24 protein-coding genes are annotated in these 22,715 nt (G+C 71.0%); 10 read left to right on the top strand and 14 right to left on the bottom strand.

Annotation, left to right across the window (positions count from 1 at the left end; genetic code table 11):
* Positions 1–27: 27 nt before the first annotated feature.
* Positions 28–1,869 carry a phosphoenolpyruvate carboxykinase (GTP) gene (locus tag V6U82_RS07700; protein ID WP_128136441.1) on the bottom strand — a complete coding sequence of 614 codons (1,842 nt, stop codon included), beginning with the start codon at positions 1,867–1,869 and terminating at the stop codon, positions 28–30.
* Between the two features lie 492 nt (positions 1,870–2,361).
* Here V6U82_RS07700 and V6U82_RS07695 point away from each other — a divergent pair, with 492 nt between their 5' ends.
* Positions 2,362–2,898 (top strand): GtrA family protein, encoded by a 537-nt coding sequence (locus tag V6U82_RS07695; RefSeq protein ID WP_128136440.1) that lies wholly within the window; start codon positions 2,362–2,364, stop codon positions 2,896–2,898.
* A gap of 62 nt (positions 2,899–2,960) precedes the next feature.
* Positions 2,961–3,656, top strand: a complete 696-nt coding sequence (locus V6U82_RS07690) for a GtrA family protein (protein WP_128136439.1) — start codon at positions 2,961–2,963, stop codon at positions 3,654–3,656.
* A gap of 55 nt (positions 3,657–3,711) precedes the next feature.
* On the opposite strand, the gene V6U82_RS07685 is transcribed toward V6U82_RS07690, so the two are convergent.
* Together V6U82_RS07685 and V6U82_RS07680 are read right to left on the bottom strand one after the other, a co-directional pair.
* On the bottom strand, positions 3,712–4,281 hold the full coding sequence (locus V6U82_RS07685; protein WP_121685398.1) for a PH domain-containing protein: 570 nt from the start codon (positions 4,279–4,281) through the stop codon (positions 3,712–3,714).
* 114 nt (positions 4,282–4,395) lie between these two features.
* The gene (locus V6U82_RS07680) at positions 4,396–5,268 is read right to left on the bottom strand and encodes a biotin--[acetyl-CoA-carboxylase] ligase (RefSeq protein ID WP_334460084.1); all 873 of its coding nucleotides are present in this window, start codon (positions 5,266–5,268) and stop codon (positions 4,396–4,398) included.
* A 72-nt stretch (positions 5,269–5,340) separates the two neighbouring features.
* Here V6U82_RS07680 and V6U82_RS07675 point away from each other — a divergent pair, with 72 nt between their 5' ends.
* On the top strand, positions 5,341–6,924 hold the full coding sequence (locus V6U82_RS07675) for an acyl-CoA carboxylase subunit beta (RefSeq protein ID WP_334460083.1): 1,584 nt from the start codon (positions 5,341–5,343) through the stop codon (positions 6,922–6,924).
* Positions 6,925–6,968: 44 nt separating this feature from the next.
* Here V6U82_RS07675 and V6U82_RS07670 read toward each other — a convergent pair whose 3' ends face one another.
* The 4 genes from V6U82_RS07670 to V6U82_RS07655 all read right to left on the bottom strand — a co-directional run bounded on the left by V6U82_RS07670 (position 6,969) and on the right by V6U82_RS07655 (position 10,182).
* On the bottom strand, positions 6,969–7,838 hold the full coding sequence (locus V6U82_RS07670) for a hypothetical protein (protein WP_334460081.1): 870 nt from the start codon (positions 7,836–7,838) through the stop codon (positions 6,969–6,971).
* Positions 7,831–8,334 (bottom strand): SigE family RNA polymerase sigma factor, encoded by a 504-nt coding sequence (locus V6U82_RS07665; RefSeq protein WP_334460080.1) that lies wholly within the window; start codon positions 8,332–8,334, stop codon positions 7,831–7,833. Before V6U82_RS07665 ends, V6U82_RS07670 begins: the two co-directional genes overlap by 8 nt.
* A gap of 59 nt (positions 8,335–8,393) precedes the next feature.
* Entirely contained in the window at positions 8,394–9,377 is a 984-nt protein-coding gene (locus tag V6U82_RS07660) for a ketopantoate reductase family protein (RefSeq protein ID WP_334460079.1), read from the bottom strand.
* A 61-nt stretch (positions 9,378–9,438) separates the two neighbouring features.
* Entirely contained in the window at positions 9,439–10,182 is a 744-nt protein-coding gene (locus V6U82_RS07655; RefSeq protein WP_334460078.1) for a M50 family metallopeptidase, read from the bottom strand.
* A 90-nt stretch (positions 10,183–10,272) separates the two neighbouring features.
* On the opposite strand from V6U82_RS07655, the gene V6U82_RS07650 reads away from it, so the two are divergent.
* Positions 10,273–10,833 (top strand): Uma2 family endonuclease, encoded by a 561-nt coding sequence (locus V6U82_RS07650; protein WP_334460319.1) that lies wholly within the window; start codon positions 10,273–10,275, stop codon positions 10,831–10,833.
* Positions 10,834–10,961: 128 nt separating this feature from the next.
* Positions 10,962–11,714, top strand: a complete 753-nt coding sequence (locus V6U82_RS07645; RefSeq protein ID WP_128137881.1) for a GH25 family lysozyme — start codon at positions 10,962–10,964, stop codon at positions 11,712–11,714.
* A gap of 64 nt (positions 11,715–11,778) precedes the next feature.
* Here V6U82_RS07645 and V6U82_RS07640 read toward each other — a convergent pair whose 3' ends face one another.
* On the bottom strand, positions 11,779–11,991 hold the full coding sequence (locus tag V6U82_RS07640) for a hypothetical protein (protein ID WP_334460076.1): 213 nt from the start codon (positions 11,989–11,991) through the stop codon (positions 11,779–11,781).
* Between the two features lie 87 nt (positions 11,992–12,078).
* Positions 12,079–14,058 (bottom strand): serine/threonine-protein kinase, encoded by a 1,980-nt coding sequence (locus V6U82_RS07635; RefSeq protein ID WP_334460074.1) that lies wholly within the window; start codon positions 14,056–14,058, stop codon positions 12,079–12,081.
* Positions 14,059–14,149: 91 nt separating this feature from the next.
* On the opposite strand from V6U82_RS07635, the gene V6U82_RS07630 reads away from it, so the two are divergent.
* Together V6U82_RS07630 and V6U82_RS07625 are read left to right on the top strand one after the other, a co-directional pair.
* Positions 14,150–14,362 carry an acyl-CoA carboxylase subunit epsilon gene (locus tag V6U82_RS07630; RefSeq protein ID WP_120571644.1) on the top strand — a complete coding sequence of 71 codons (213 nt, stop codon included), beginning with the start codon at positions 14,150–14,152 and terminating at the stop codon, positions 14,360–14,362.
* Between the two features lie 101 nt (positions 14,363–14,463).
* Positions 14,464–14,916: a hypothetical protein gene (locus V6U82_RS07625; RefSeq protein WP_120571645.1), complete on the top strand. Its 453-nt coding sequence runs from the start codon at positions 14,464–14,466 to the stop codon at positions 14,914–14,916.
* A 292-nt stretch (positions 14,917–15,208) separates the two neighbouring features.
* Here V6U82_RS07625 and V6U82_RS07620 read toward each other — a convergent pair whose 3' ends face one another.
* Positions 15,209–15,463: a hypothetical protein gene (locus tag V6U82_RS07620; RefSeq protein WP_334460072.1), complete on the bottom strand. Its 255-nt coding sequence runs from the start codon at positions 15,461–15,463 to the stop codon at positions 15,209–15,211.
* A gap of 797 nt (positions 15,464–16,260) precedes the next feature.
* Here V6U82_RS07620 and V6U82_RS07615 point away from each other — a divergent pair.
* The 3 genes from V6U82_RS07615 to V6U82_RS07605 are packed head-to-tail and all read left to right on the top strand — an operon-like array spanning position 16,261 to position 18,709.
* Positions 16,261–17,379, top strand: a complete 1,119-nt coding sequence (locus tag V6U82_RS07615; protein WP_334460071.1) for a S8 family serine peptidase — start codon at positions 16,261–16,263, stop codon at positions 17,377–17,379.
* A gap of 10 nt (positions 17,380–17,389) precedes the next feature.
* Positions 17,390–18,046 carry a Maf family protein gene (locus V6U82_RS07610; RefSeq protein WP_128138340.1) on the top strand — a complete coding sequence of 219 codons (657 nt, stop codon included), beginning with the start codon at positions 17,390–17,392 and terminating at the stop codon, positions 18,044–18,046.
* 9 nt (positions 18,047–18,055) lie between these two features.
* On the top strand, positions 18,056–18,709 hold the full coding sequence (locus V6U82_RS07605) for an O-methyltransferase (RefSeq protein ID WP_128138339.1): 654 nt from the start codon (positions 18,056–18,058) through the stop codon (positions 18,707–18,709).
* 77 nt (positions 18,710–18,786) lie between these two features.
* Here the strand turns inward: V6U82_RS07605 and V6U82_RS07600 are convergent, their stop codons facing one another.
* From V6U82_RS07600 to V6U82_RS07585, 4 genes are all read right to left on the bottom strand, one after another.
* Positions 18,787–20,154 carry an MFS transporter gene (locus V6U82_RS07600; protein ID WP_334460069.1) on the bottom strand — a complete coding sequence of 456 codons (1,368 nt, stop codon included), beginning with the start codon at positions 20,152–20,154 and terminating at the stop codon, positions 18,787–18,789.
* Positions 20,155–20,216: 62 nt separating this feature from the next.
* Positions 20,217–20,972, bottom strand: coding sequence for an ABC transporter permease (locus tag V6U82_RS07595; RefSeq protein WP_013284036.1), 756 nt, complete (start codon positions 20,970–20,972; stop codon positions 20,217–20,219).
* A 17-nt stretch (positions 20,973–20,989) separates the two neighbouring features.
* A complete protein-coding gene (locus V6U82_RS07590; RefSeq protein WP_128136725.1) occupies positions 20,990–21,949 on the bottom strand; it encodes an ATP-binding cassette domain-containing protein in 960 nt (319 codons plus the stop codon).
* Between the two features lie 127 nt (positions 21,950–22,076).
* A complete protein-coding gene (locus V6U82_RS07585; protein ID WP_334460318.1) occupies positions 22,077–22,667 on the bottom strand; it encodes a PadR family transcriptional regulator in 591 nt (196 codons plus the stop codon).
* Positions 22,668–22,715: the final 48 nt, after the last annotated feature.

The raw sequence follows: 22,715 nt of genomic DNA, 5'->3' as shown, positions 1-22,715 counted from the left end.
GCCCGGCAGGGGCAACAGGCACACCTGTTACTTCTGCGGCTCCGCGTCCAGCCGGGCGCGCAGCGCGTCCAGCTCGGCCCAGAGCACGCCGGGGAGCTTGTCCCCGAACTTCTCGAACCACTCGGTGACCAGCGGCAGCTCGTTGCGCCACTCGTCCGCGTCGACCTTCAGCGCGATCCGGACGTCCTCCGGGGTCATGTCCAGGCCCTCGACGTCGAGCGCGTCCTGCGCCGGGACCATGCCGATCGGCGTCTCCACGGCCTCGGCCCGGCCCTCCAGCCGCTCGATGACCCACTTGAGCACGCGGGAGTTCTCGCCGAAGCCCGGCCAGAGGAAGTTGCCCTCGGCGTCCTTGCGGAACCAGTTGACGTAGTAGATCTTGGGCAGCTTGGACTCGTCGCCGTCCGCGCCCTTGCCCATCTCGATCCAGTGCCGGAAGTAGTCGCCGGCGTGGTAGCCGATGAACGGCAGCATGGCCATCGGGTCGCGGCGGACCACGCCGACCGCGCCGGAGGCGGCGGCGGTCGTCTCCGAGGAGAGCGTGGCGCCCATGTAGACGCCGTGCACCCAGTCGCGGGCCTCGGTGACCAGCGGGATGGTGTCCCGGCGGCGGCCACCGAACAGGATCGCGTCGATCGGCACGCCGTTCGGGTCGTAGTAGTCGTCGGCCAGGATCGGGCACTGCGTGATCGGCGTGCAGAAGCGGCTGTTCGCGTGCGAGGAGAGGCTCTCGCTCTCCGGCGTCCAGTCGTTGCCCTTCCAGTCGATCAGGTGCGCCGGCGGCTCACCCATGCCCTCCCACCAGATGTCGCCGTCGTCGGTGAGCGCCACGTTGGTGAAGATGGAGTTGCCCCGGTCCAGCGTCCGCATGGCGTTGGCGTTGGTCTTCCAGTCGGTGCCGGGAGCGACGCCGAACAGACCGTACTCGGGGTTGATCGCGTAGAGGCGGCCGTCCGCGCCGAACCGCATCCAGGCGATGTCGTCGCCGATGGTCTCGACCTTCCAGCCCGGGATGGTCGGCTCCAGCATGGCGAGGTTGGTCTTGCCGCATGCGGACGGGAAGGCGCCGGCGATGTGGTAGACCTTGCCCTCCGGCGAGGTGATCTTGAGGATGAGCATGTGCTCGGCCAGCCAGCCCTCGTCGCGCCCCATCACGCTGGCGATGCGCAGCGAGTAGCACTTCTTGCCGAGCAGCGAGTTGCCGCCGTAGCCGGAGCCGTACGACCAGATCTCCCGGGTCTCCGGGAAGTGCGAGATGTACTTGGTCTCGTTGCACGGCCACGCCACGTCCTGCTGGCCCGGCGCGAGCGGGGCGCCGATGGAGTGCAGCGCGTGCACGAAGTCGGCGTCGTCGCCCATCGCCTCCAGGATCGACGACCCCATCCGGGTCATGATCCGCATCGAGGCGACGACGTACGGGCTGTCGGTGATCTCCACGCCGAACATGGGGTTCTCGGCCTCGACCGGGCCCATGCAGAACGGGATGACGTACATGGTGCGCCCGCGCATGCTGCCGCGGTACAGCTCCGTCATCGTCCGCTTCATCTCGGCCGGCGCCATCCAGTTGTTGGTGGGGCCGGCGTCCGCCTCGTCGGCGGAGCAGATGAAGGTGCGCTCCTCCACCCGGGCGACGTCCGTGGGGTCGGTACGCGCGTAGAACGAGTTGGGCTTCTTCTCGGGATTCAGGCGGATCAGGGTGCCGTTGGAGACGAGTTCGTCGGTGAGGCGGCGCCACTCCTCATCAGACCCGTCCACCCAGACCACGCGGTCCGGGGTGGTCAGTTCCGCGACCTCACGTACCCAGGCGAGCAGCTTGGGGTGGGACGTCGGGGCCTGATCGATACCCCGAACAGCAGCCGGAGCAACCATGTCACTTCTCCTTGTGGTCGACGCTGACCGATCTATGGGGTGCACGAGTTCCGGCGGGCTGGTACGCCGCCTCGTGGAAACCTGGGATTGGGCTCAGCGTAAACCGGACTGCCTCGTCAGTCAGTGGGACTGGTTGTGAAGAACTGCACAAGGTACGGCCACGCTGCGGCATCACGATCTGATACCCGCTTTCGCGCGCAGTTTCACGCAAATCCTGCGGTGAACCTTCGACGGCCGGGTCCGGCAGCGGAGTGACCGCGAGGCCCGATCGCGGGGAAGCGTACGAACATGTCGCGAAAGACGATTCCGTGATGCGCTCCACAGATTCGCACAGCGCGTTACGCTCTGCTCACGGACATCGAGAACGGGCGACGCCTCTCCGACGCGGGCGGCCCGAGCGAGACGGCCACGGCGAAGCCGTCGTCGGCCGACTCGCCGTTGCAGTCCGCCCGGTTACCGCACAACCGGTACTCTCGGCGGGTGGCCGCGACGATGACCGGAGACCAACCGGGGGCTCCGCAGACCCGCCGGGGTCCGATCGGAGCACTGCTCGACCGTTTCGGTCATCTCATCCACGAGCTGAGCAAGTTCGCCACCGTCGGCGGCCTGGCCTTCGTCGTGGACTTCGTCCTCTTCAACTACCTGTCGAGTGGCCGGGACATGCCACCGCTGGCCGCGAAGACCATCTCCACGGTGATCGCCGCGACCGTCGCCTTCCTCGGCAACCGGTTCTGGACGTGGCGGCACCGGCAGCGGTCGAACCCGGCCCGCGAGTACGCGCTGTTCTTCTTCTTCAACGCGGTCGGCCTCGGCATCGCGGTGGCCTGCCTGGCGATCAGCCACTACGGGCTGGGTGCGATCTGGCCCGCGGTGTTCCAGACCCCCCTGGCCGACAACATCGCGAGCTTCATCGTCGGCACCGGCCTGGGCACGCTCTTCCGGTTCTGGTCGTACCGACGGTTCGTCTTCGTCGAGGCGGGAACACCTCCCGTTCCGGCAACGAGCCACGACCGAGAGTCCGGGGCGTGACGAACCGCCCATCCCGACCCGCCGGGCCGAGCCGGCCCAGCCAACTGCCTAAGGTGTTCCGCATGCCTGGAGTCCGTCTGCTGCCCGAGCGCTGGCAGAAGTTCATCCACGAGGCGCTCAAATTCGGCATCGTCGGCGGCATCAACACCGTCATCAATTACGCGGTGTTCAATGCTCTGGCACTCACGGTTTTCCGCGACGGCCAGCTGAAGGCGACGGTGATCGCGACGATTGTCGCCACGATCACGTCGTATCTGATGAATCGTCACTGGACGTACCGCGATCGACCGAAATCGGCACTCCGGCGCGAATACGTCCTGTTCTTCCTCTTCAACGGCGCGGGCCTGGTCATCGAACTCGGCGTCCTGGCCCTGGCCAAGTACGGCCTCGGCGTACACGGCCTGCTCGCGCTGAACGTCGCCAAGACCATCGGTGTCCTGCTGGCCACGCTGTTCCGCTTCTGGTCCTACCGGACGTTCGTCTTCCAGCCCGTTCCCAAGCACGCCGAGGAGACCTGGCACTCGGTGCCCCGTGACGAGTGGGACAACGTCGCCGAGATGGACCCGGTGGCCGAGCTGGCCGAGTCGGTCAGCGAGCTGGAGGAGGAGGAACCGCCTCCGGGCACCGGCCGGGCGGTCGACTTCCCGCCACCGCGCGGCCGCCCCGCACCCGCGGACGCCGGACTCGGGGACGCGCTCGGCGCCGACCTGGACGCCGAGATCGCCGCGGAACTCCAGCCCCGCCGCGCCCGCCGCTGAACGACGAGAGGCCGGCACCCCTGACACGGGGGTGCCGGCCTCTACCGTCGGCGCGTCAGGGCTGGTCGCGCAGGGACTTGCCCTCGGTCATGTCGGCCAGGATCTCGCGCATCTCGCCGTCACCCAGGCTGTGCTTGTCGTGGTGCGCCTCGACCAGCTCGTAGAGCTTCGTCTGCACCCGGTCCACGCCCGGCACGTCGTGCAGCACCGACTGGCCGCGCTCGCCCGCCGACTCGATGGTCAGCGTGCCGCAGCCGAGCAGCCGCTCCACGAAACGCTGGTGCATGGCGTGGTCGTTGATCCGGGTCAGCGGCAGATCCCGCCGGTTACGCGACAGCACCCCCTGCTGGAGCAGCACCCGCTCGTTGGTGAACAAATAGTGCGTGGTGCGCCAGACCAGAAACGGCCACAGACCCAGCCACAACACCAGCACCAGCGCGACCACCGCGATCGCGTAGAGCGCGATCGTGCCGCCGCTGCCGTCGGGCAGCAGGAGCCACCCGGCGACGACCGCCGCGACGGCGAGCACGAGCACCAGGACCGGCCGGATCAGGGCCTTCCAGTGCGGGTGCAGGTGCAACACGACGTGCTCGTCCTCGGTGAGCACGTCTTCGGGGAACGCCACGGCGGAACCTCCTCGCAGAACCGGACGCGCTGACCGTAACCGGTCGGCGCATCCGGCCGGCATCGGCCGCGCGGGCGGTCGGCGACGGTTGTTGCGGTGATCTTCCCGGGCGCCTCAGCGCAGGTGCAGCACGTCGCCCGCGGCCAGCCGCAACGTCTCCCCGTCGGCGTCGACCAGGAGCTGCCCGTCGGCGTCCACGCCGGTGGCGGTGCCGTGCGCCTCGCGGCCGTCGGGCAGCAGCACCCGCACCCGGCGGCCGACTGTGGCGCACCCCGCCAGGTACGCCTCACGCAGCCCACTGGCCTCCGCGTCACCGCCGGCGTCACGCCACCGCTCGTACCAGTCGGCGAGCGAGCGCAGCAGCGCCCGTAGCAGCGGATCGCGGTCGGTGGCGGTGGCGCCGGCGAGCTGGAGCGAGGTGGCCGGCAGCCCGGTCGGGTTCTCCGGCAGCTCGTCGGCGCGCAGCGTCACGTTCAGCCCGACACCGACCACGATCGCCGGGGGTCTGTCGATCTCCCCCGGCACCGCCTCGGCCAGCACCCCGGCGCACTTCGCGCCGTCCACCAGCAGATCGTTGGGCCACTTCAGCCGCGCGTCCAGCTCGGCCAGCAGGCGTACCGCCTCGACCAGCGCGACGCCGGCGAGCAGCGGCAGCCAGCCGTACCCGGTGGCGGGCACGGGCGACCAGCCGCGCTCCGCGACCGCCTCGCCGGGCCGCAGCAGCACGCTCGTCGCGAGACCCGCGCGCGGCGGCGACTGCCAGACGCGGCCCCGCCGGCCACGGCCGGCGGTCTGCCGCTCGGCGACCACCACCAGCCCCTCCGGCTCGCCCGCCCGTGCCGCGGCCACCGCGTCCGCGTTCGTCGAGCCGGTCTCGGCCAGCAGCTCCAACCGGCGCCAGGGCCCGTGCGGCGCGACGAGCGCGCGCCGCAGCCGGGCCGCCGACAGCGGCGGTCGGTCCAGATCGGTGTACGGCGAGCCGGGCATCCCGCCAGCCTACGGCCCGAGTGAGGCGCACTGCACAGCCTCTTCGACCTGAACCATCGTTATATTCCACGGGTGACTACCGAGACCGGGTTCAACATCCACACGACCGCCGGCAAGCTGGCGGACCTGGAGCGACGGCTCGACGAGGCGGTGCACGCCGGGTCGGCACGCGCGGTCGAGAAGCAGCACGCGCGGGGCAAGAAGACCGCCCGCGAGCGGATCGAGATGCTCCTCGACGAAGGCTCGTTCGTCGAGCTGGACGAATTCGCCCGGCACCGCTCGACCAACTTCGGGCTGGAGAGGACCCGCCCGTACGGCGACGGCGTGGTGACCGGATACGGCACCGTGGACGGCCGGCAGATCTGCGTGTTCGCGCAGGACTTCACCGTCTTCGGCGGCTCCCTCGGCGAGGTCTTCGGCGAGAAGATCGTCAAGCTGATGGACCTGGCCATGAAGATCGGCTGCCCGGTCGTCGGCATCAACGACTCCGGCGGCGCGCGGATCCAGGAGGGCGTCGCGTCCCTCGGCCTCTACGGCGAGATCTTCTTCCGCAACGTACGGGCCAGCGGCGTCATCCCGCAGATCTCGCTCATCATGGGCCCGTGCGCGGGCGGCGCTGTCTACTCCCCGGCGGTCACCGACTTCACCGTCATGGTCGACCAGACCTCGCACATGTTCATCACCGGTCCCGACGTGATCAAGACGGTCACCGGCGAGGACGTCGGCATGGAGGAACTGGGCGGCGCCCGCACCCACAACGCCCGCAGCGGCAACGCGCACTACCTCGGCACCGACGAGGAGGACGCGATCGAGTACGTCAAGGCGCTGCTGTCGTACCTGCCGTCGAACAACCTGGACGAGCCGCCGGTCTTCGACGCGCCCGCGATCCTCGACGTCACCGACTCCGACCGTGAGCTGGACACGCTGATCCCGGACTCGGCGAACCAGCCGTACGACATGCACCGGGTCATCGAGCACGTGCTCGACGACGCCGAGTTCCTCGAGGTGCAGCCGCTGTACGCGCAGAACATGGTGGTCGGCTTCGGCCGGGTCGAGGGACGCCCGGTCGGCGTGGTGGCGAACCAGCCGATGCAGTTCGCCGGCACGCTCGACATCGCCGCGTCGGAGAAGGCGGCCCGGTTCGTGCGCACCTGCGACGCGTTCAACGTCCCGGTGCTCACCTTCGTGGACGTGCCCGGCTTCCTGCCCGGCACCGGCCAGGAGTGGGACGGCATCATCCGCCGCGGCGCGAAGCTCATCTACGCGTACGCCGAGGCCACCGTCCCGAAGGTCACAGTCATCACCCGCAAGGCGTACGGCGGCGCGTACGACGTGATGGGCTCCAAGCACCTCGGCGCGGACCTGAACTTCGCCTGGCCGACCGCGCAGATCGCGGTGATGGGCGCGCAGGGCGCGGTGAACATCCTCTACCGCTCGGAGCTGGCGAACGCCGAGGACCCGGCCGCCGTCCGTGCCGAGAAGATCGCCGAGTACGAGGACACGCTCGCCAACCCGTACATCGCGGCCGAGCGCGGCTACGTCGACGGGGTGATCCCGCCGCACGAGACGCGTACCCAGATCGTCCGGGCGCTGCGGGTGCTGCGCACCAAGCGCGAGACACTGCCGCCGAAGAAGCACGGCAACATCCCGCTGTAGTACGCCGGGTGCCCCCGCCGTCTCGGCGGCGGGGGCACCCGCCGTCAGCAGCCCGGGTTCGCGGCCACGCACATCCGCTCGGCGGCGACCCGGGCCATCTGCCGTACCTGTTCCTCGGTCACCTGGGCGCCCGGGACGTCGGTCCGCAGCCCGCCCGACAGGATCAGCACCGTCACCAGGTCACCCACCCGTACGACCAGCCGGTCCTCGAACGACGGCGCATAGCCGGGCGGCCGGCCGGTCGCCTCGTCCGGCGGCACGCTCGCCTCGTGCCGCAGCAGCAGCGCCTGATCTCCGGCGAAGCCGCTCGCCGCGACGTACCAGCGGTGCACGACGTCGGCGCCGACCATCCCCCGTTCGGTGTAGACCTGGCCCGTCGTCCGCCACGCGCCGCAGGCCGCGACGGTGCCCTCCAGGTCGGTGAGGAACCCGCCCGCCGTCCCGGATTCCATCCGGTAGACGTCCTGGGTGAGGACCGTTCCGATGGTGGTCGCGGGCTCGGTCGGCGGTTCCATCAGGGTCTGCGACCGCGAGTAGCGCGAGCGCGGTTCCTCGGCCGGCCGCCCCTGCTCCCGGGCGCAGACCTGGAGGAGATCGTCGACCCGGACCGGCTCGGCGAGGCCGGTCTCGCCGAGCCGCTCCCCGGTCGGAGCGGGGATGTCGGCCGGTTCCAGCATCGCCTCGGCCACGATCTCTCCCGGCCCGTCGACGGCAGCGGCGGACGGTGGCGGCGCACCGGTCCGGTCCACCAGGGTCGCGGTGAGCGCCGCCACGACCACCACCGAGACCGCGGCGAGCGCGGCGGAGCGCCGGCTGCGCCGCCGGGCGGTGGCCCGGAGGGCCCCCGGCTCCGGCCAGGTGACGTTGCGCAGATCCCGGTGCAGCAACTCCACGAGCGCGACGTCGTCAGGCATCTGCCGCCTCCTCTTCCAGGTCCACCACGGCGAGCAGCTCGGCGAGCGCGGTCCGCCCCCGGGACAGCCGGGCCTTCACGGTGCCGATCGGGGCCTCGGTCTCCCGCGCCACCTCGGCGACCGGCATGCCGAGCAGGTAGTGCATGGCGATCGCGGTGCGCTGGGCTTCGGGCAGCCGGCGCAGCGCGGCGACCACCTCCAGCGTCTCGGTGCTCGGCGCCGGCACGTCCGCCGCCGCGCCGTGGCGCAGGTAGGCGCGCGCCCGGCTGCGCAGGCTGCGCCAGCGGCTCACCGCGATCCGGCTCGCCACCACCCGTACCCATGCCTCCGGGTCGTCGTACCCGCGCACTGTGGACCACCGCTGCCAGGCCCGGATGTACGCCTCCTGCACGGCGTCCTGCGCCTCGGCGAGGTCACCGGTGAGCACGTAGACGAAGCCGAGCAGCCGCTGTCGGCTGCCCCGGTAGAACTCGTCGAAGCCTTCGCTGTCGGGCACCTGCCACCTCCCCGTGTTCGTGAGGGGACACGCCTGGCGGCGCGGCGCGGGTTGCCCGCTCAGCCGAGCAATTTCTCCAGTTCGCCGAGCGGGAAGCCGCCGGCCGGGCTCCGGTCGCGCACCGCCCGGCGTACCGCGACCTGCACCGCCGCGTTGGCCGGGGTGGGCACGCCGTGCAGGCGCCCGAGCAGCACGATCTCGCCGTTGAGGTGGTCCGTCTCGACCGAGCCCGCGCCCCGGGCCAGGCTCTGCCAGGTGGAGCCGCCGGACCGCTCCTCGCCGCCCACCGGCCGGTGCGACACCAGGTCACCCCGTTCGGCGGCCTCCTCCTCGACTGTGGTGTGGGCGATGCCCGCCGCAGCGAGCGCCGCCTCTCCCTCGGCGCGTACCCGCTTCGACAGCGACTCGGGCACGTCCCGGCCGAGCAGCGCCTGGAGGCCGTTGCCGAGGTTGGCGAGCAGCTTGCCGTACTTCCAGCGCATCACGTCGTCGCGGACCGGCGCGACGAACCCGGCGGCGGTCAGGTCGGCGGCGACCGCCCGGCTGGTGTCGTCGGCGCCGCCCGGGTAGCGGCCGACGTGCAGCATGCCCGGATGCGGATGGCCGTTGGCGACCACCACGCCCGGCTCCAGGTGGGTGGCGGGCAGCCACACGCACACCGGGTGTACGCGGGCGAAGCGGCGCAGCGCGGCCGGCTCGTTCGCCACGCCGTTCTGGGCGAGCACGACCGGCAGCCGTTCGCCCGCCGTCCCACCACCCTCGACCGGGGCGTCCGCCCAGGTGTCGAGCGCCGCCACGGTGTCCTGCGACTTCACAGTGAGGACCAGCACGGTGTCGGCGGCCAGCGGCGGCCCGTCCGGCCCGGCCACCGCGGACAGTCGGCCGGTCACGTCGCGGTCCGGCGTGCGCAGCGTCAGACCCCGCTCCCGCAACGCGTCCAGGTGCGCGCCGCGGGCCACGAGCGTCACGTCGTGGCCCGCGTCGGCCAGGAGTACGCCGATGGTGCCGCCGACCGCGCCCGCTCCGATGATCACGTATCGCACGGATCCGATTCTGCCCTGCCGGGAGGCGGCCCGCCTCGCGACGCGATGCGGATCGGCGCGGTCAGGCGGTGAGCCCCGTGTCGGCCAGGATCGGGCCGGCCAGCAGCAGCGCACCTGCGGCCAGCGCGCCCACGCTCACCAGCAGGAACAGGCCCACCCAGAACAGCGCCGGGAACGGCGTGATCCGGGCGAGCTGGTCGGCGTCGGACTGCGGCATCCGGCCCCGGGCGCGTTGCCGGTGCAGCTCGAACACCGGTCGTACGCCGCCGATCAGCAGGAACCACACCGACGTCCAGGCGAACGCGGCCTGCACCTCGGGCGAGGTGTACCAGGAGACGGCGAGCACCACGCCGCCGGTGACCAGCAGCGACAGCACGCCGAACAGGTTGCGGATCATCACCAGCATGGCCAGCAGCAGCGCCACCGCGAGCCACAGCAGCAGCGTGATCCGGTTCCCGGCCAGCAGCCACGCGCCGCCGAGGCCGAGCAGCGACGGCGCGACGTACCCGGCGAGCAGCGTGAGGATCATGCCGGGCCCGGTGGGACGACCGGCGGAGAGCGTCAGCCCGGAGGTGTCCGAGTGCAGCCGGATGCCGTGCAGCCGCCGGCCGGTGAGCAGCGCGACGAGCCCGTGGCCGCCCTCGTGCGCGATGGTCACCGCGTTACGGGCGATCCGCCAGGGCAGCCGGGCCACGACCACCGCGAGCGCGATCACGGCGGTGGCCACCACGAGCAGCGGCGGCGGGTCCGGCTGGGCGCTGGTCAGCGTGTCCCAGAGCGTGGTGAGACCGTCGATCAGGGGCATGGGCGGGGAGCCTACCGCCCCGAGCCGTGTCGCTCGACCGACGTGCTCTGTGGGGCGGTCACACTTGGCCGGGCAGACGCGGGAACGGAGATGGGATCACGTGGATCCGGTAGGCGGTTCGTCCGTGACTCCGCTGACCGAGGTGCCGACTACCTCGCGGCGGACTACGGTCGTCATCGCGTCGAACTGCTCGACCGGGGACTGATCGTCAGTCCCGCCCCCGACCTTCGGCATCAGCGGGTGGCGCGACGGCTGGCGAACGCCGTCGAGTCGGCGGCCGCGCCGGCCGGTCTCCTCGTATATCACGGCGTCAACGTTCGGCTCGACGTCGACCGGGTCATGATCCCCGACCTCGTCGTCACGGCTGCACAGGAAGAGGGCACAGTCCTCGAGGCGAAACGTGTCGCGCTGGTCGGCGAGGTCGTCTCGCCCCGGAACGCAGGCGTCGACCGGGTGTTGAAGACGCAGCTCTACGCGATCGCCCGGATTCCGTGGTACCTGCTGGTCGAGCAGGACGGCGACAGCCACTCGCTGCGGCTGCACCGGCTCGACGGCGCGCACTACGTCGAGGATGCCGTCGCCAAGGCGGGTGAGACACTCAGCGTCACCGAGCCGTTCCGCTGGGCGATGGACCCGAGCGCCCTGCGCTGATCCGCAACTGTCGTGCCACCTGGGCGAACGACGACCCTCGATGAAAATTTCCTTTCATCCTATTGCGATCTAGGGCACTAAGCTCCAAAGATGGGCGTCAATAGACGGACGTCCCTCTGGAGGCAACCATGCCCAGCACCAGACTCTCCGTACGCCGGCTTCTCGCCGCCGGCCTGGCCGCCGCCGCCACCGCGGCCGCGGCCCTCGTGGCGACCGCCGGACCGGCCGCCGCCGCGACCACGCCCGGGATCGACGTCTCCCGCTACCAGGGCAGCATCAACTGGACCAGCGTGCGCAACGCGGGCATCCAGTTCGCCTTCATCAAGGCCACCGAGGGTACGAGCTACAAGGACCCGAACTTCAACGCGAACTACGTCAACGCGTACAACGCCGGGGTGATCCGCGGGGCGTACCACTTCGCCCGGCCGAACATCTCCGCCGGCTCCACCCAGGCCAACTACCTGGCCAGCAACGGTGGCGCCTGGTCGGCGGACAGCCGTACGCTTCCCGCCGCGCTGGACATCGAGGGCAACCCGTACAGCGGCGGCTACTGCTACGGCCTGAGCACGACCGGCATGCGCAACTGGATCCAGGACTTCCTGAACACCTACCGCTCCCGCACCGGCCGGTACGCGGTCATCTACACCACCACGAGCTGGTGGAACCAGTGCACGGGCAGCTGGACCGGCCCGTGGGCCAACCACCCGCTGTGGCTCGCCCGCTGGGCCAGCTCGCCCGGCACGCTGCCGGCCGGCGCCCCGTTCTGGAGCTTCTGGCAGTACACCAGCACCGGCGCCGTCTCCGGGATCAGCGGCAACGTCGACCGCAACTACTGGAACGGTGACCGCAGCCGGCTCATCGCCCTGGCCAACAACACCTGACGTACGCGCGACACAAAGTGGGACCGCCTCCTCACGAGGCGGTCCCGCTGTCGTCGTACCCGGGTCAGGCTCTACGGCGCGCGGTGGCCGGGACGGGCACCGGCGTGCGGCGCGTCAGGCGCCACGCCGCCACGCCCACGACCGTGAGCGTCAGCACGCCGAGGACCGCGACCGGCGCGGACAGGCCGGCGCTGATCAGGAGCAGTACGACGTCGCCGAGCGCAACGAGCATCCACAGTGCCAGCCGCAGGCCGGTGTACCTCCGTCGGTGACCCATGTCGCGCCTCCTTCCGTCGTCGGGGGATTCATACCCCCCAGGACGGAAAGCCATGCGAGCGAGTTTCGTGACCGGCGGGATTCCCGGTCAGTTCTTGCGGTCCGGCACGAAGCCCTTGGTGATGATCTCCCAGTTGGCCAGGTTGGCGTCCCAGTCCTTCGCGGGCACCTCCCAGCGCAGCGCGAAGCCCCGGTTGCTGGCCGTCGCCACACCCCGGTTACGGACGTGGAAGCGGGTGCCGTCGTCACGGGTCTCCAGCCAGTCCCAGTCGGCGTAGGTGCGGTAGTAGCCGTCGCACTTGGTGATGCCGACCAGCTTGTAGTTGCGCACGTAGTTACGCCGGCTCGACTCCTGGCCCTTCCAGTCGGCGTACGCGTCGGGCTTCGGGTTCGACGTCCACTGGATGAACAGCACCCGCCGAGCGCCGCCGACCTCGTAGAGCACGACATTGTCGCTGCGGACCCGCGCCTCGAAACCGTTCGGGATCGGCACCTTGAAACCGTTCGGACCGGTGTAGAGACGCCATCCGGCCGGCAGCGTGAACCCCGACGCCGACGGGCTGGCCGACGGCGTGGGGCTGGCCGACGCGCTGGCCGCCGGGGCGCTCGGCGACGCGCTCTCGCTCGGCGCGGGTGGCGCCGCCGCCGACGCGGAGGTGCCCGCCGTCGGCTCACCGCCGTCGCCGTCGTCACCGTTGTTCAGCAGCGGCACGGCCACCACCAGGCCGACGAGCAGCAGGAGGACCAGCGCGCCGATCAGCAGGTTGCGCCGGTTGGGCGCGGACTTCTCGACCGGCAGCACCGTCGCGCGGCCGGTCGACGACGCCTCCTGCACGGGAGCCGGGCTGACCGGCGCGGAGCCGGTCACGGGCGGGCTCACCGGCGCCGGGGTGTCGGTGACCGCCTCGCCGTCGAGCCGCGTCTCGTCCAGCGCCGGGTCGACGCCGTCCACCCGCGCCTCGTCGTCCACAAGCGTCTCGTCGGCCGAGGGCGCCGGGTCGAGCTTCGCCGTCGGGTCGGCGGGCGGCGGGGTCACCTTCGCGGTGGGCCCGGCGTCCGAGGTGGGCGCCGGCACCTTCGCCGTCGGGTCGGCGGCTGCCGCCGTACCCCCGGTTGCGGCGACCCCGGACGCGGCACGTTCGGCCTGGTCGGCGGGGCGCGGCGCGGGCACCAGCGGCGGGCGCGGCACGCGCGGACCGTTCGGCCCCGGCCGGCGTACGCCGTCCAGCAGCGAGATGCTCTTGGCCCGCCGGCCGGCGGCCTTGCGCAGCATGCGCTCCGCCACCTCGGCGGTGATCCGCTCGTCCGGGTCCTTGCGCAGCAGGCCCTGGAGCACCGGCTTGAGCGGCCCGGCGTTGCGCGGCGGCGGCATCGGCTCGGTGGCGAGCGCGGCCAGCGTGGCGATCGCCGACGGGCGCGCGTACGGCGACTTGCCCTCGACGGCCGCGTAGAGCGTGGCGCCGAGCGACCAGAGGTCCGCCTCCGGACCGGCCGTGCCGTCGCGGGCGCGCTCCGGCGAGATGTACGCGGGCGAGCCCAGCACCATGCCGGTGCGCGTCACGTTCGGGTCGCCGGGGATGGTGGCCAGGCCGAAGTCGGTGAGCACCACGCGGCCGTCCTCGCCGAGCAGCACGTTGCCCGGCTTGACGTCGCGGTGCATGATGCCGGCCTTGTGCGCGGCCTTCAGCGCGTTCAGCACGCCGAGGCCGATCTCGACCGCCTTGGCCGGGGTGACCGGGCCGTCCTCGGCGATGGTGTCCTGCAACGACTTCGACGCCACGTACTCCATGACGATCCACGGATCGCCGTCGGTGCGCAGCACGTCGAAGATGCGGACCACGTTGATGTTGTTGAGGCGGGCGATCGCCCGCGCCTCACGCAGCGAGCGCTCGCGCATCTCGCGGCGCTCCTCCGGGGTGAGGCCGGGGGGCGGGACCAGTTCCTTGATGGCCACGTCCCGGTGCAGCACCTCGTCCCGCGCCTTCCAGACGCGGCCCATGCCGCCCTGACCGAGCGGCGTGAGAAGCCGGTACCGGTCGGCGACGAGTTGGGGGAGCGCGTTCGACATCGCAGAAACCGTACCCGGCCGCTGCGACGCCCACACCGTCGGCACGCCACTGTACGGCGAAGGTCGAATTCGCGACGCGTACCCTTGGGTCATGTCTGCCGAGGAGCCGCTGTTCCGGATCGTCCGTGGCGTGCCCACCGCCGAGGAGCTGGCCGCTCTGGTCGGCGCGATCGTGGTGCGCACCCGCCCGGCCCAGGCCGCCGCGCCGGCCCCCGTGTCGCAGTGGGCGCGCAGCGCACGCCCCGCCCTGGCCGGGCCCATCGCGGGCCCCGGCGCGTGGCGGGCCTCCGGCCTCCCCCGCTGACCTCGCCTCCCGCCCACGGCGACGTTGCGGGGCTGCCGGGATCAGCTTCGAGCCATTAACCTCACTCAGGGAAACCGTGTGGTGACGGGCAGGAGGCTCCGATGATCCCGGAGGACAACCAGCCAGCCGGCTGGCTGCGCGGCTACGGCGGCATCGAGGCCGACATCCGACAGATGCGGGAGTTCGCCGACCGCCTCCAGGACGAGGTGACACGCAACTACGCGCCGCACCTGTCCTACATCGCCGACGACATGAAGGCGCCGGTGCCCAACCCGGCGGACGCCTTCATCGAGCTGGTCCAGTTCCTCCAGGCCCACCACGACACCCAGACCGCTGCGGTGAGCGCCGTCTGGGATCTCGCACCGGCGACCGGCCGCCTCGCCGACGCCGCCGGACAAATCGCCGCCCGCTACGGCGACGCCGACGCGTTCTCCTCCGCCCGGGTGGCCGACGTGGAACGAGCGCTCGCCGGCCCGTCCAGCACCGTCGCCCGCCCGATGCCGCCGCTGGCCGACCCCACCGCCCCCGAACAGAGCCGGGTGATCCTGCCGTGATCGAACGGGGCAGCGGACGCACGTCCGGGCTGACCGACTGGCGGCTGATGGACGTCCTCAGCATGTGGGCGTGCGTGCAGGACCAGGACACCACCGGCCAGTGGAAGCAGGTCGCCGGTTGGCGCAAGGTCTGCGACCTCGCCCTGGCCCACCTGAGCCGCCTGCGCGAATACCGTCGCGGCCTGGCCGAGGCATGGCCGCCCGAGACCAACACCGCCGCGCGGGCGTACATCGGCGAACTCGACCAGCTCATCGACCGCGTGCAGCGTACCCACGACGCCGCCGCCGCGAACTACGACGCGCTGGCAGCCGCCGCCCGCGCCATCGGCAGCGCGCGGGCCGAGCTGCAACCGCTGCACGAGGAGTACGCGAAGAAGCTGCGGCAGAAGCAGGCGTACGAGGCGACGATCGCCGACCCGAAGGCGGTGGCGGGCAGCCGGTTGCCGGAGCGGCCGCCGGTGACGGACGACGACCTGGAGCAGCTGAACGTACGGGCGCGCGGGTTGATGACGGGGTTGAGCGGCGAACTCCAGCACGCCCAGGTCATGCTCCAGCGCCCGCCGGCTGTTCCTCGGCCTGGAATCGAGACGAACAACCCAGATGTCTATGGGGCCAGCGGGGCAACACCTGTTATTCCACCAATCGTTCCGGTTGCAGTCACAAGTTCAGGTTCCAGGCCAAAGCCAGTGCCGCTAACCGGCACTTCCAGCCAAAGGCCACCAACTCCCCCCACCGTAGGTGTCGGGCCTGTCCTTGGCAGCGCCGGTTCCACCCTGGCCCCTTCTCCAAATACCGCCACACCGACCGCTCCATCGACTCCCCCAGCGTTGCCAAACTCGGCCCCCCTTCCGCCAACCACTCCTGGCTCTAACTCATTTTCGCGTGATGCGCGACCGCACCCCTTCACAGGCAGACCAGTTTCAGGCGAGGCGCCGAAGAACGCGCTCCCCCGGGCGCAGCCGAACGGATTAATCGGTCAGCCATTCGGCCCAGGTCTCGTCCAGCCATCCCCTCCTAATGCCACGCCCCGCAGGGTGAATCCCGTGGGTGGCGTCATCGGAGGCGGCGGCGCGGGTACAGCACCCGCTGGCAACGCTGGGTCGCGCCCCGGAATTGGCAGAAGCTCAATGATGGGTCCCGTGGGCGGATCACCTCTGGGCGGCTATCCCTCTTCGAGCGGCCGATCCGGTCGCCAGAATGAAACGAGTGGAGTACTTCGACCATGGGATCCAGACCACCCATGGGAGACTGATCAAGGGGTTAATCCAGTCGTGCTGCCTCCGCCCGACGACGGTCCGATCGATCCTGGACCAGCCATCGGTCGAGATCGTTGACTGATTCGGTATGCGTGCAGCCCTCTCGATCTTGGCCATAGTCAGTTTCATCTCAGCCCAGGCAGTCCAGCCAGCCGCCCCGGAGGATGCCTCCCGCGTCCGCAAAGATCAGTGGCATCTGACCTTCCTCAAGGTACCCGAAGCTCATAAGATCTCTCGCGGCGCAGGGGTCCTAGTGGCCGTCCCTGATACTGGCGTTGACCCTCATCCGGACCTGTCCCAAAACCTGCTTCAGGGCAGGAATATTCTGACGGGCACCAACGACGCCTTACATGACACAAACAGCCACGGAACCGCCATGGCAGGACTCATCGCAGCCCATGGCTCTGCCGGGGAAATCGGCGCACTCGGCATAGCACCGGAAGCCAAGATTCTCCCAATAATATCGTCCACATCAGACAACTACGGCGAGGCCGACAAGCTCGCCGAGGCGATAGATTATGCAGTCACGCAACATGTCGAAGTTATAAGCATCTCGAGCGCAGGCGTCACAAGTGAGAAATTGATTCGCTCAGTTAAGAATGCGCTGGCCGCCGACATAGTCGTCATTGCGGGCGTCGGTAACCTCCCCGAAGCCGCCGCAATCGGCTATCCAGCCGCAGAGGAAGGCGTCGTCGCCGTAAGTGGCACAGATCAGGCCGGCAACCATGCTCCAATCTCGGTCACAGGATCCAAGATTGATATCGCTGCCCCTGCCGTTGATATCTACAGCACCAGCTACGACGGCAAGTACTCGAAGGGCACAGGGACTTCCAGCGCCACCGCGATCGTTGCCGGGGCTGCTGCTCTCATTCGCTCTAAGTACCCCGACCTCCCCGCCCAGGAAGTCGCCCACCGGCTGACCGCCACCGCCGTCGACAAGGGACCACCCGGCCGCGACGACCAGTACGGCTACGGCGTCATCGATCTGGTCGCCGCGCTCACCGCCGACGTCCCCCCGCTCGGCTTCGAGTCCTCGAACGTCACGCCACCGGCGTCGGCGGAGGCAGCACCCGAGAAGGGCGGCGACAAAGCCGCCACCGCACGCGGGCTCGCCACCCTGGGTGTCCTGGTGGCGGCGGGCGGCGGGTACCTGTTTTGGCGGCGTCGCCGACGCGCCGACGACCCGCCGCCGAGGGTCAGCCGGTAGCGTCGGCGGGGTGTCGACCTCCGTACCGGTGCGCCTCGTGCTCGCCTCGCAGTCCCCCGCCCGCCGCAAGCTGCTCCAGGCCGCCGGGATCGAGCCCGACGTGCTGGTCAGCGGCGTGGACGAGTCGCAGGTGGTGAGCGACCGGGCCGAGGATCTGTGCCTGGAACTGGCCCGGCTGAAGGCGCAGGCCGTACGCGATCGGCTGCGGCCCTCGCCGGACGAGCGCACGCTGGTGCTCGGCTGCGACTCGGTGCTCGCCTTCGACGGGGAGATCCTCGGCAAGCCTGACGACGCGGCGGACGCGACCCGGCGGTGGCAGCGGATGCGCGGGCGCAGCGGTGTGCTGCACACCGGGCACTGCCTGATCGACGTGACCCACGAGTCCCGGGCCGAGGCGGTCGCCTCGACCACCGTGCACTTCGCCGACATCAGCGACGAGGAGATCGCCGCGTACGTGGCGACGGGCGAGCCGCTGGCCGTGGCCGGCGCGTTCACCATCGACGGACTTGGTGGGGCGTTCCTGACCGGGATCGAGGGCGACCCGGGCACGGTGGTGGGCTTGTCCCTGCCGCTGCTGCGCCGGCTGCTCGCCGAGGTGGACCTGAGCATCGTGGACCTGTGGACGAAGGTCGCGCCCGGGGGCCAGGAGATCGAACATCTCGGCTAACGTCCGGACATGACCACGAAGCCGCTGCCGCTCACCCCGGAACTGCACGCCTATCTGGTGGCCCACGGGTCAGCGCCGGACGAGATCGTCCGGGAGCTGGCCGAGGAGACCCTCGCGGCCCTGCCCGCCGAGGCGGTCATGCAGGTCGCGCCGGAGCAGGCGGCGTTCCTGACGTTCCTGACCCGGCTGCTCGGCGTACGGCAGGCGGTCGAGGTGGGCACGTTCACCGGCCTCTCGTCGCTGGCGATCGCCCGTGGGCTGGCCGAGGGCGGCCGGTTGACCTGCTTCGACATCTCCGAGGAGTACACGGGCGTGGCCCGGCGCTACTGGGAGCGCGCCGGCGTGCAGGACCGCATCGAGCTGCGCATCGGCCCGGCCGCGCAGACGCTGCGCGAGCTGCCCCGCGAGCGTCACCTGGACTTCGCGTTCATCGACGCGGACAAGGTCGGCTACCCGATCTACTGGGACGAGCTGGTGCCCCGCATGCGTCCCGGCGCGGTGATCGCCGTCGACAACACGCTGCGCGACGGCCGCGTGCTCGCCCCGCGCAACGCCGACGACCGGGCGATCGCCGCCTTCAACGACGCGGTGATCGCTGACGTCCGCGTCGAGGCGGTCATGCTGCCGATCGCCGACGGCGTCACGCTCGCCCGGGTGCTCTGAGCCGGCCGAACACAATCTCGCCGTGGTGGCGGTACCCCTGATCTCCGGAAGCCGCCACCTCGCCGTAGTGGAGTCGATCAAGCCGCGCGGACCGGCGCAGGCAGGGCACGCCCCAGCCGCACCGTGAGCAGCACCGCCACCGCGATCAACGCGGGCAGCAGCAGGAACGCCGGGTGCGGGCCGACGCCGTCGGCCACCCACCCGAGCGCCACCGGCGCGATCCCGAAACCCACACCCATCGAGTACGCGGACCAGCCCGCCGCCTTGTCGGCGGCCGGACCGGCCACGGCCAGCGCGATCGAGATCGCCAACGGGTAGTGCAGCGCGTTGCCGAGCCCGAGCACGACCAGCCCGGTGACCGCCAGCCAGCCGACCGTGCTGGCCCAGAACAGCCCGAACCCGGCCAGTGAGACGGTGAGCGCGCCGAGCAGCAGCGGTACCGGCGCCCAGCGCAACGCGGCCCGGCCACCGGCGATCCGGCCGGCGAACATGCCGCAGACGATCGCGGCGACCGCGGCCGACGCCCCGCCCGCGCTCAGCCCGGCGTGGGTCCGCAGCACATCGGCCGTCCACAGCGACAGGCACACTTCGATCGACCCGGTGACGGACATCAAGACCCAGGCGATCCAGTACGCACGCGGCAGCCACCCCGCCGCACCGGAGCCGGAGGAAACGGGCGTCCCGGAGGCGGGAACTGCCGAAGCCGGGACGGAGTGAGCGGGCGCGGCGGCTTCGGCGGCACCGGAGGCGGGAACGACCGAAGCGGGGACGGCAGGAGCGGGCGCGACGGCCTCGGCCACCCCGGGAGCGGGGACGGCGGGCACCCGGGTGGGGGCGGCGACGGGGACCGGCATGCCGGCAGCCGCGGCAGCGGGGGCGCGTTGCGGCACGCGTACCCGGAAGGTCAGGGCCGCGAGCGCGACCAGCGTGATCATCCCGACCTCGACGGCCATCAGCGGTCGCCAGCCGAGACCGGCGTCGACGCTGGCGCCGATGGTCAGCGGCGCCAGGATGCCCATGCCGGCGCAGGCCGCGTTGGCCTCGGTGAGCGCGGCGGGGGCGGCGGGTCCGTGCCGGGCGGTGAGCACCACGCTGACGCCGCTGACGACCATCATGCCGAAGGTGGCGATGACCGCGACGGCGGCGAGCGTGGCGGGCAGCGGGCGGAGCAGGCCGAGCGCGGTGACGCCGGCGGCGACGCCGGCGAGGCCGAGCCAGATGGCGGGGCCACGGCCGAGGCGGCGGGCGACCGGGGCGAACAGCGCGCCGCCGGCGAGCGCGCCCACAGCGATGCCGGTGCTGTGCAGGCCGGCGACGGCGGCGCTGGTGCCCTGTTCATCGCGGAGCAGGGGTACGACCGGGCCGAACCCGTAGAGGAAGAAGCCCCAGAGACCGAGCTGGGCGTAGGTCAGCCAGGTGATCCGGTCACGGGTGAGGCGGGGCACCGGCCCACGCTACGCGCGTGACACCGGTGCCCCCTGCCTGCTGAGAGGTACGTCTCCCCTGCTCAGCGGACGCTGCGGGCGAACTGGCGGGCGGCCCAGAACACGCCCGCGGCGGCGAGCACCGCGATGATGCCGAGGCCCTGCCAGACGCGGTCGTTGCCGAGGTCGCCGTTGAACAGCGCGCGGGTCCCCTCGACCGCCCAGGAGAACGGGTTCCACTTGGCCACGCCCTGGAGCCAGCCGGGGGCGAAGGTGAGCGGCAGCAGGATGCCGGAGAGCAGCAGCACCGGCTGCGCGACGGTGTTCATCAGCGGGGCGAGCGCGTCCTCGCTCTTGACCTTGAGCGCGATGCCGTAGGAGACGGCCGAGGTCATCAGCGCGATGAGGGCGAGCATCAGGTACGCCAGGAGCAGGTTGCCGATGAACACCCGCAGGTCGAACGCGAGCGCCAGCAGCGTGATGATGATCGCCTGCGCGATCAGCGAGACCACGTCGCGCAGCGAGCGGCCGAGCAGCAGGGCGAGCCGGCTGACCGGGGTGACCCGGGAGCGTTCGATCACGCCGGCCCGCAGCTCGGCGATCAGGCCGAAGCCCTGGAACAGGCCGCCGAAGATGGCCAGCAGCACGAGCAGGCCGGGCACGAAGATCTTGTACGCGGCGGCCTGGGTGGGCGCGTTCAGCGCGGGCTTGAGCAGCGGGGCGAACAGGAGCAGGTACATCACCGGCTGGAAGACGCCGACGAAGATCCAGACCGGGTTGCGCAGCAGCAGTTGCGTCTGGCGCTGGAAGATCAGCCAGGTGTCGCGGGCGAGTTTCATGACAGCTTCTCCGGGGGTCAGGACTCGCGCAGCGAGCGGCCGGTCTTGGTGAGGAAGACGTCGTCGAGGCTGGGGCGGTGCAGCTCGATCGAGCGCAGGTCCAGCCCGGCATGGTCGAGACGGCGCAGCACCTGCGGGATGGCGGTGGCGCCCTCGTCGACGTAGAGGCGCAGGCCACCCTCGTCGACGGTTTCCAGCTTGCTCACGTACGCCTCGGTGTCGAGCAGCTCGGCGGCGCGCGGGGTGCTCGGCGCGTCCAGGCCGACGATCACCACCTCGCCGGAGATCTCCCGCTTCAGCTCGGCCGGTGTGCCCTCGGCGACCACCTCGCCGTGGTCCATGATCGCGATTCGGTCGCAGAGGGCGTCCGCCTCGTCCAGGTAGTGCGTGGTGATGAAGACGGTCATCCCCTCGGTACGCAGCCGGCGGATCTCGTCCCACATGTGCGCGCGGCTCTGCGGGTCCAGGCCGGTGGTCGGCTCGTCCAGGAAGACGATCTTCGGCTCGTGGATGATGCCGAGCGCGATCTCGACGCGCCGGCGCTGGCCGCCGGAGTAGGTCTTGCACTTGCGGTCGGCGTACTCGACGAGCTGGAACGCTTCGAGCGCGCGCTCGGCACGGCGGTGCGCGTCGGCCTTGCCGATGCCGTAGAGGCGGGCCTGGAGCACCAGCTCCTCGCGGGCGCTCGACTCGTCCCAGGTGCTGCCGCCCTGGGCCACGTACCCGATCCGGCGGCGCACCTCGGCCGGGTCCTTGCGCAGGTCGGCGCCGGCCACGGTGGCCTCGCCGCCGTCCGGCTCGATGAGCGTGGCGAGCATCCGCAGCGTGGTCGTCTTGCCGGCGCCGTTGGGCCCGAGGAAGCCGAAGATCTCCCCCGCTGCGACGTCGAGGTTGACGCCGCGGACCGCGTCCACTGTCTTCGTCTCGCGACCCGCGCGGGAGCGGTACGACTTCCGCAACCCCCTGGTCTCGATCATTTCTGCTCCTGGTCGTCCGGGCGGACCTGAGCGGCCGCCGATCGTCCGCGAGGACGCACGAATCCCCCGCGATTCCCGCTGAGGCTAACGCGATATAGCTCTTCTGGTCAACGTTGATTATGTCGTGTCACCGTGATCCGTCGGACCAGCCCGACCAGCCCTCGGCCCGCTCCATCCCATCGGGCAGGTACGACACTCCCGACTCGATCCGCTCCGCGATCCGCTCGCACCAGGCCGTCTCCGCCTCGGCGCGGGCCAGCCACAGCTCGAACATCCACCCGACGTGCACCGGCTTGCGGGTGCGCACCCAGTCCGAGTCGAGCGAGGCGCGCATCGACTCGACCCCAGCCCGGAGCAGGTTCGCCCGGTTGCGCAGCGCCGCCGCGGCCTCCTCGCGCGGCATCGCCGGCAGGAACGAGAACGCCGCGACGAACGGGTCCGGCGGCTCCTGGACCTGCCACCACTGCGCCCGCAGCAACGTCTCGAACTCGTCCTCCCCCTTCGGCGTCACCTCGTACGTGGTGCGGGCCGGGCGGGCGCCCACCTGCTCGACCGAGACGGTCCGGAGCAGGCCCTCGTCGGTGAGTTTGCGCAGCGCGTGGTAGATCGAACCGGGCTGCACGTTGGCCCACTTGTCCGCACTCCAGCTCAGCAGCTCACGGCGCACGTCGTAGCCGTGCACCGGCTGCATCCACCTGACCAGACCCAGAATCATCATCCGTGTTGCCGACACGGGACAAGCGTAATAACCAAGTTTGACTACAGT

Origin of the sequence: Micromonospora sp. CPCC 205554 (genome assembly GCF_036902745.1) — a bacterium.
GTDB classification, from domain to species: domain Bacteria; phylum Actinomycetota; class Actinomycetes; order Mycobacteriales; family Micromonosporaceae; genus Micromonospora; species Micromonospora tulbaghiae.
This window is presented reverse-complemented; position numbering and strand designations above follow the sequence as displayed.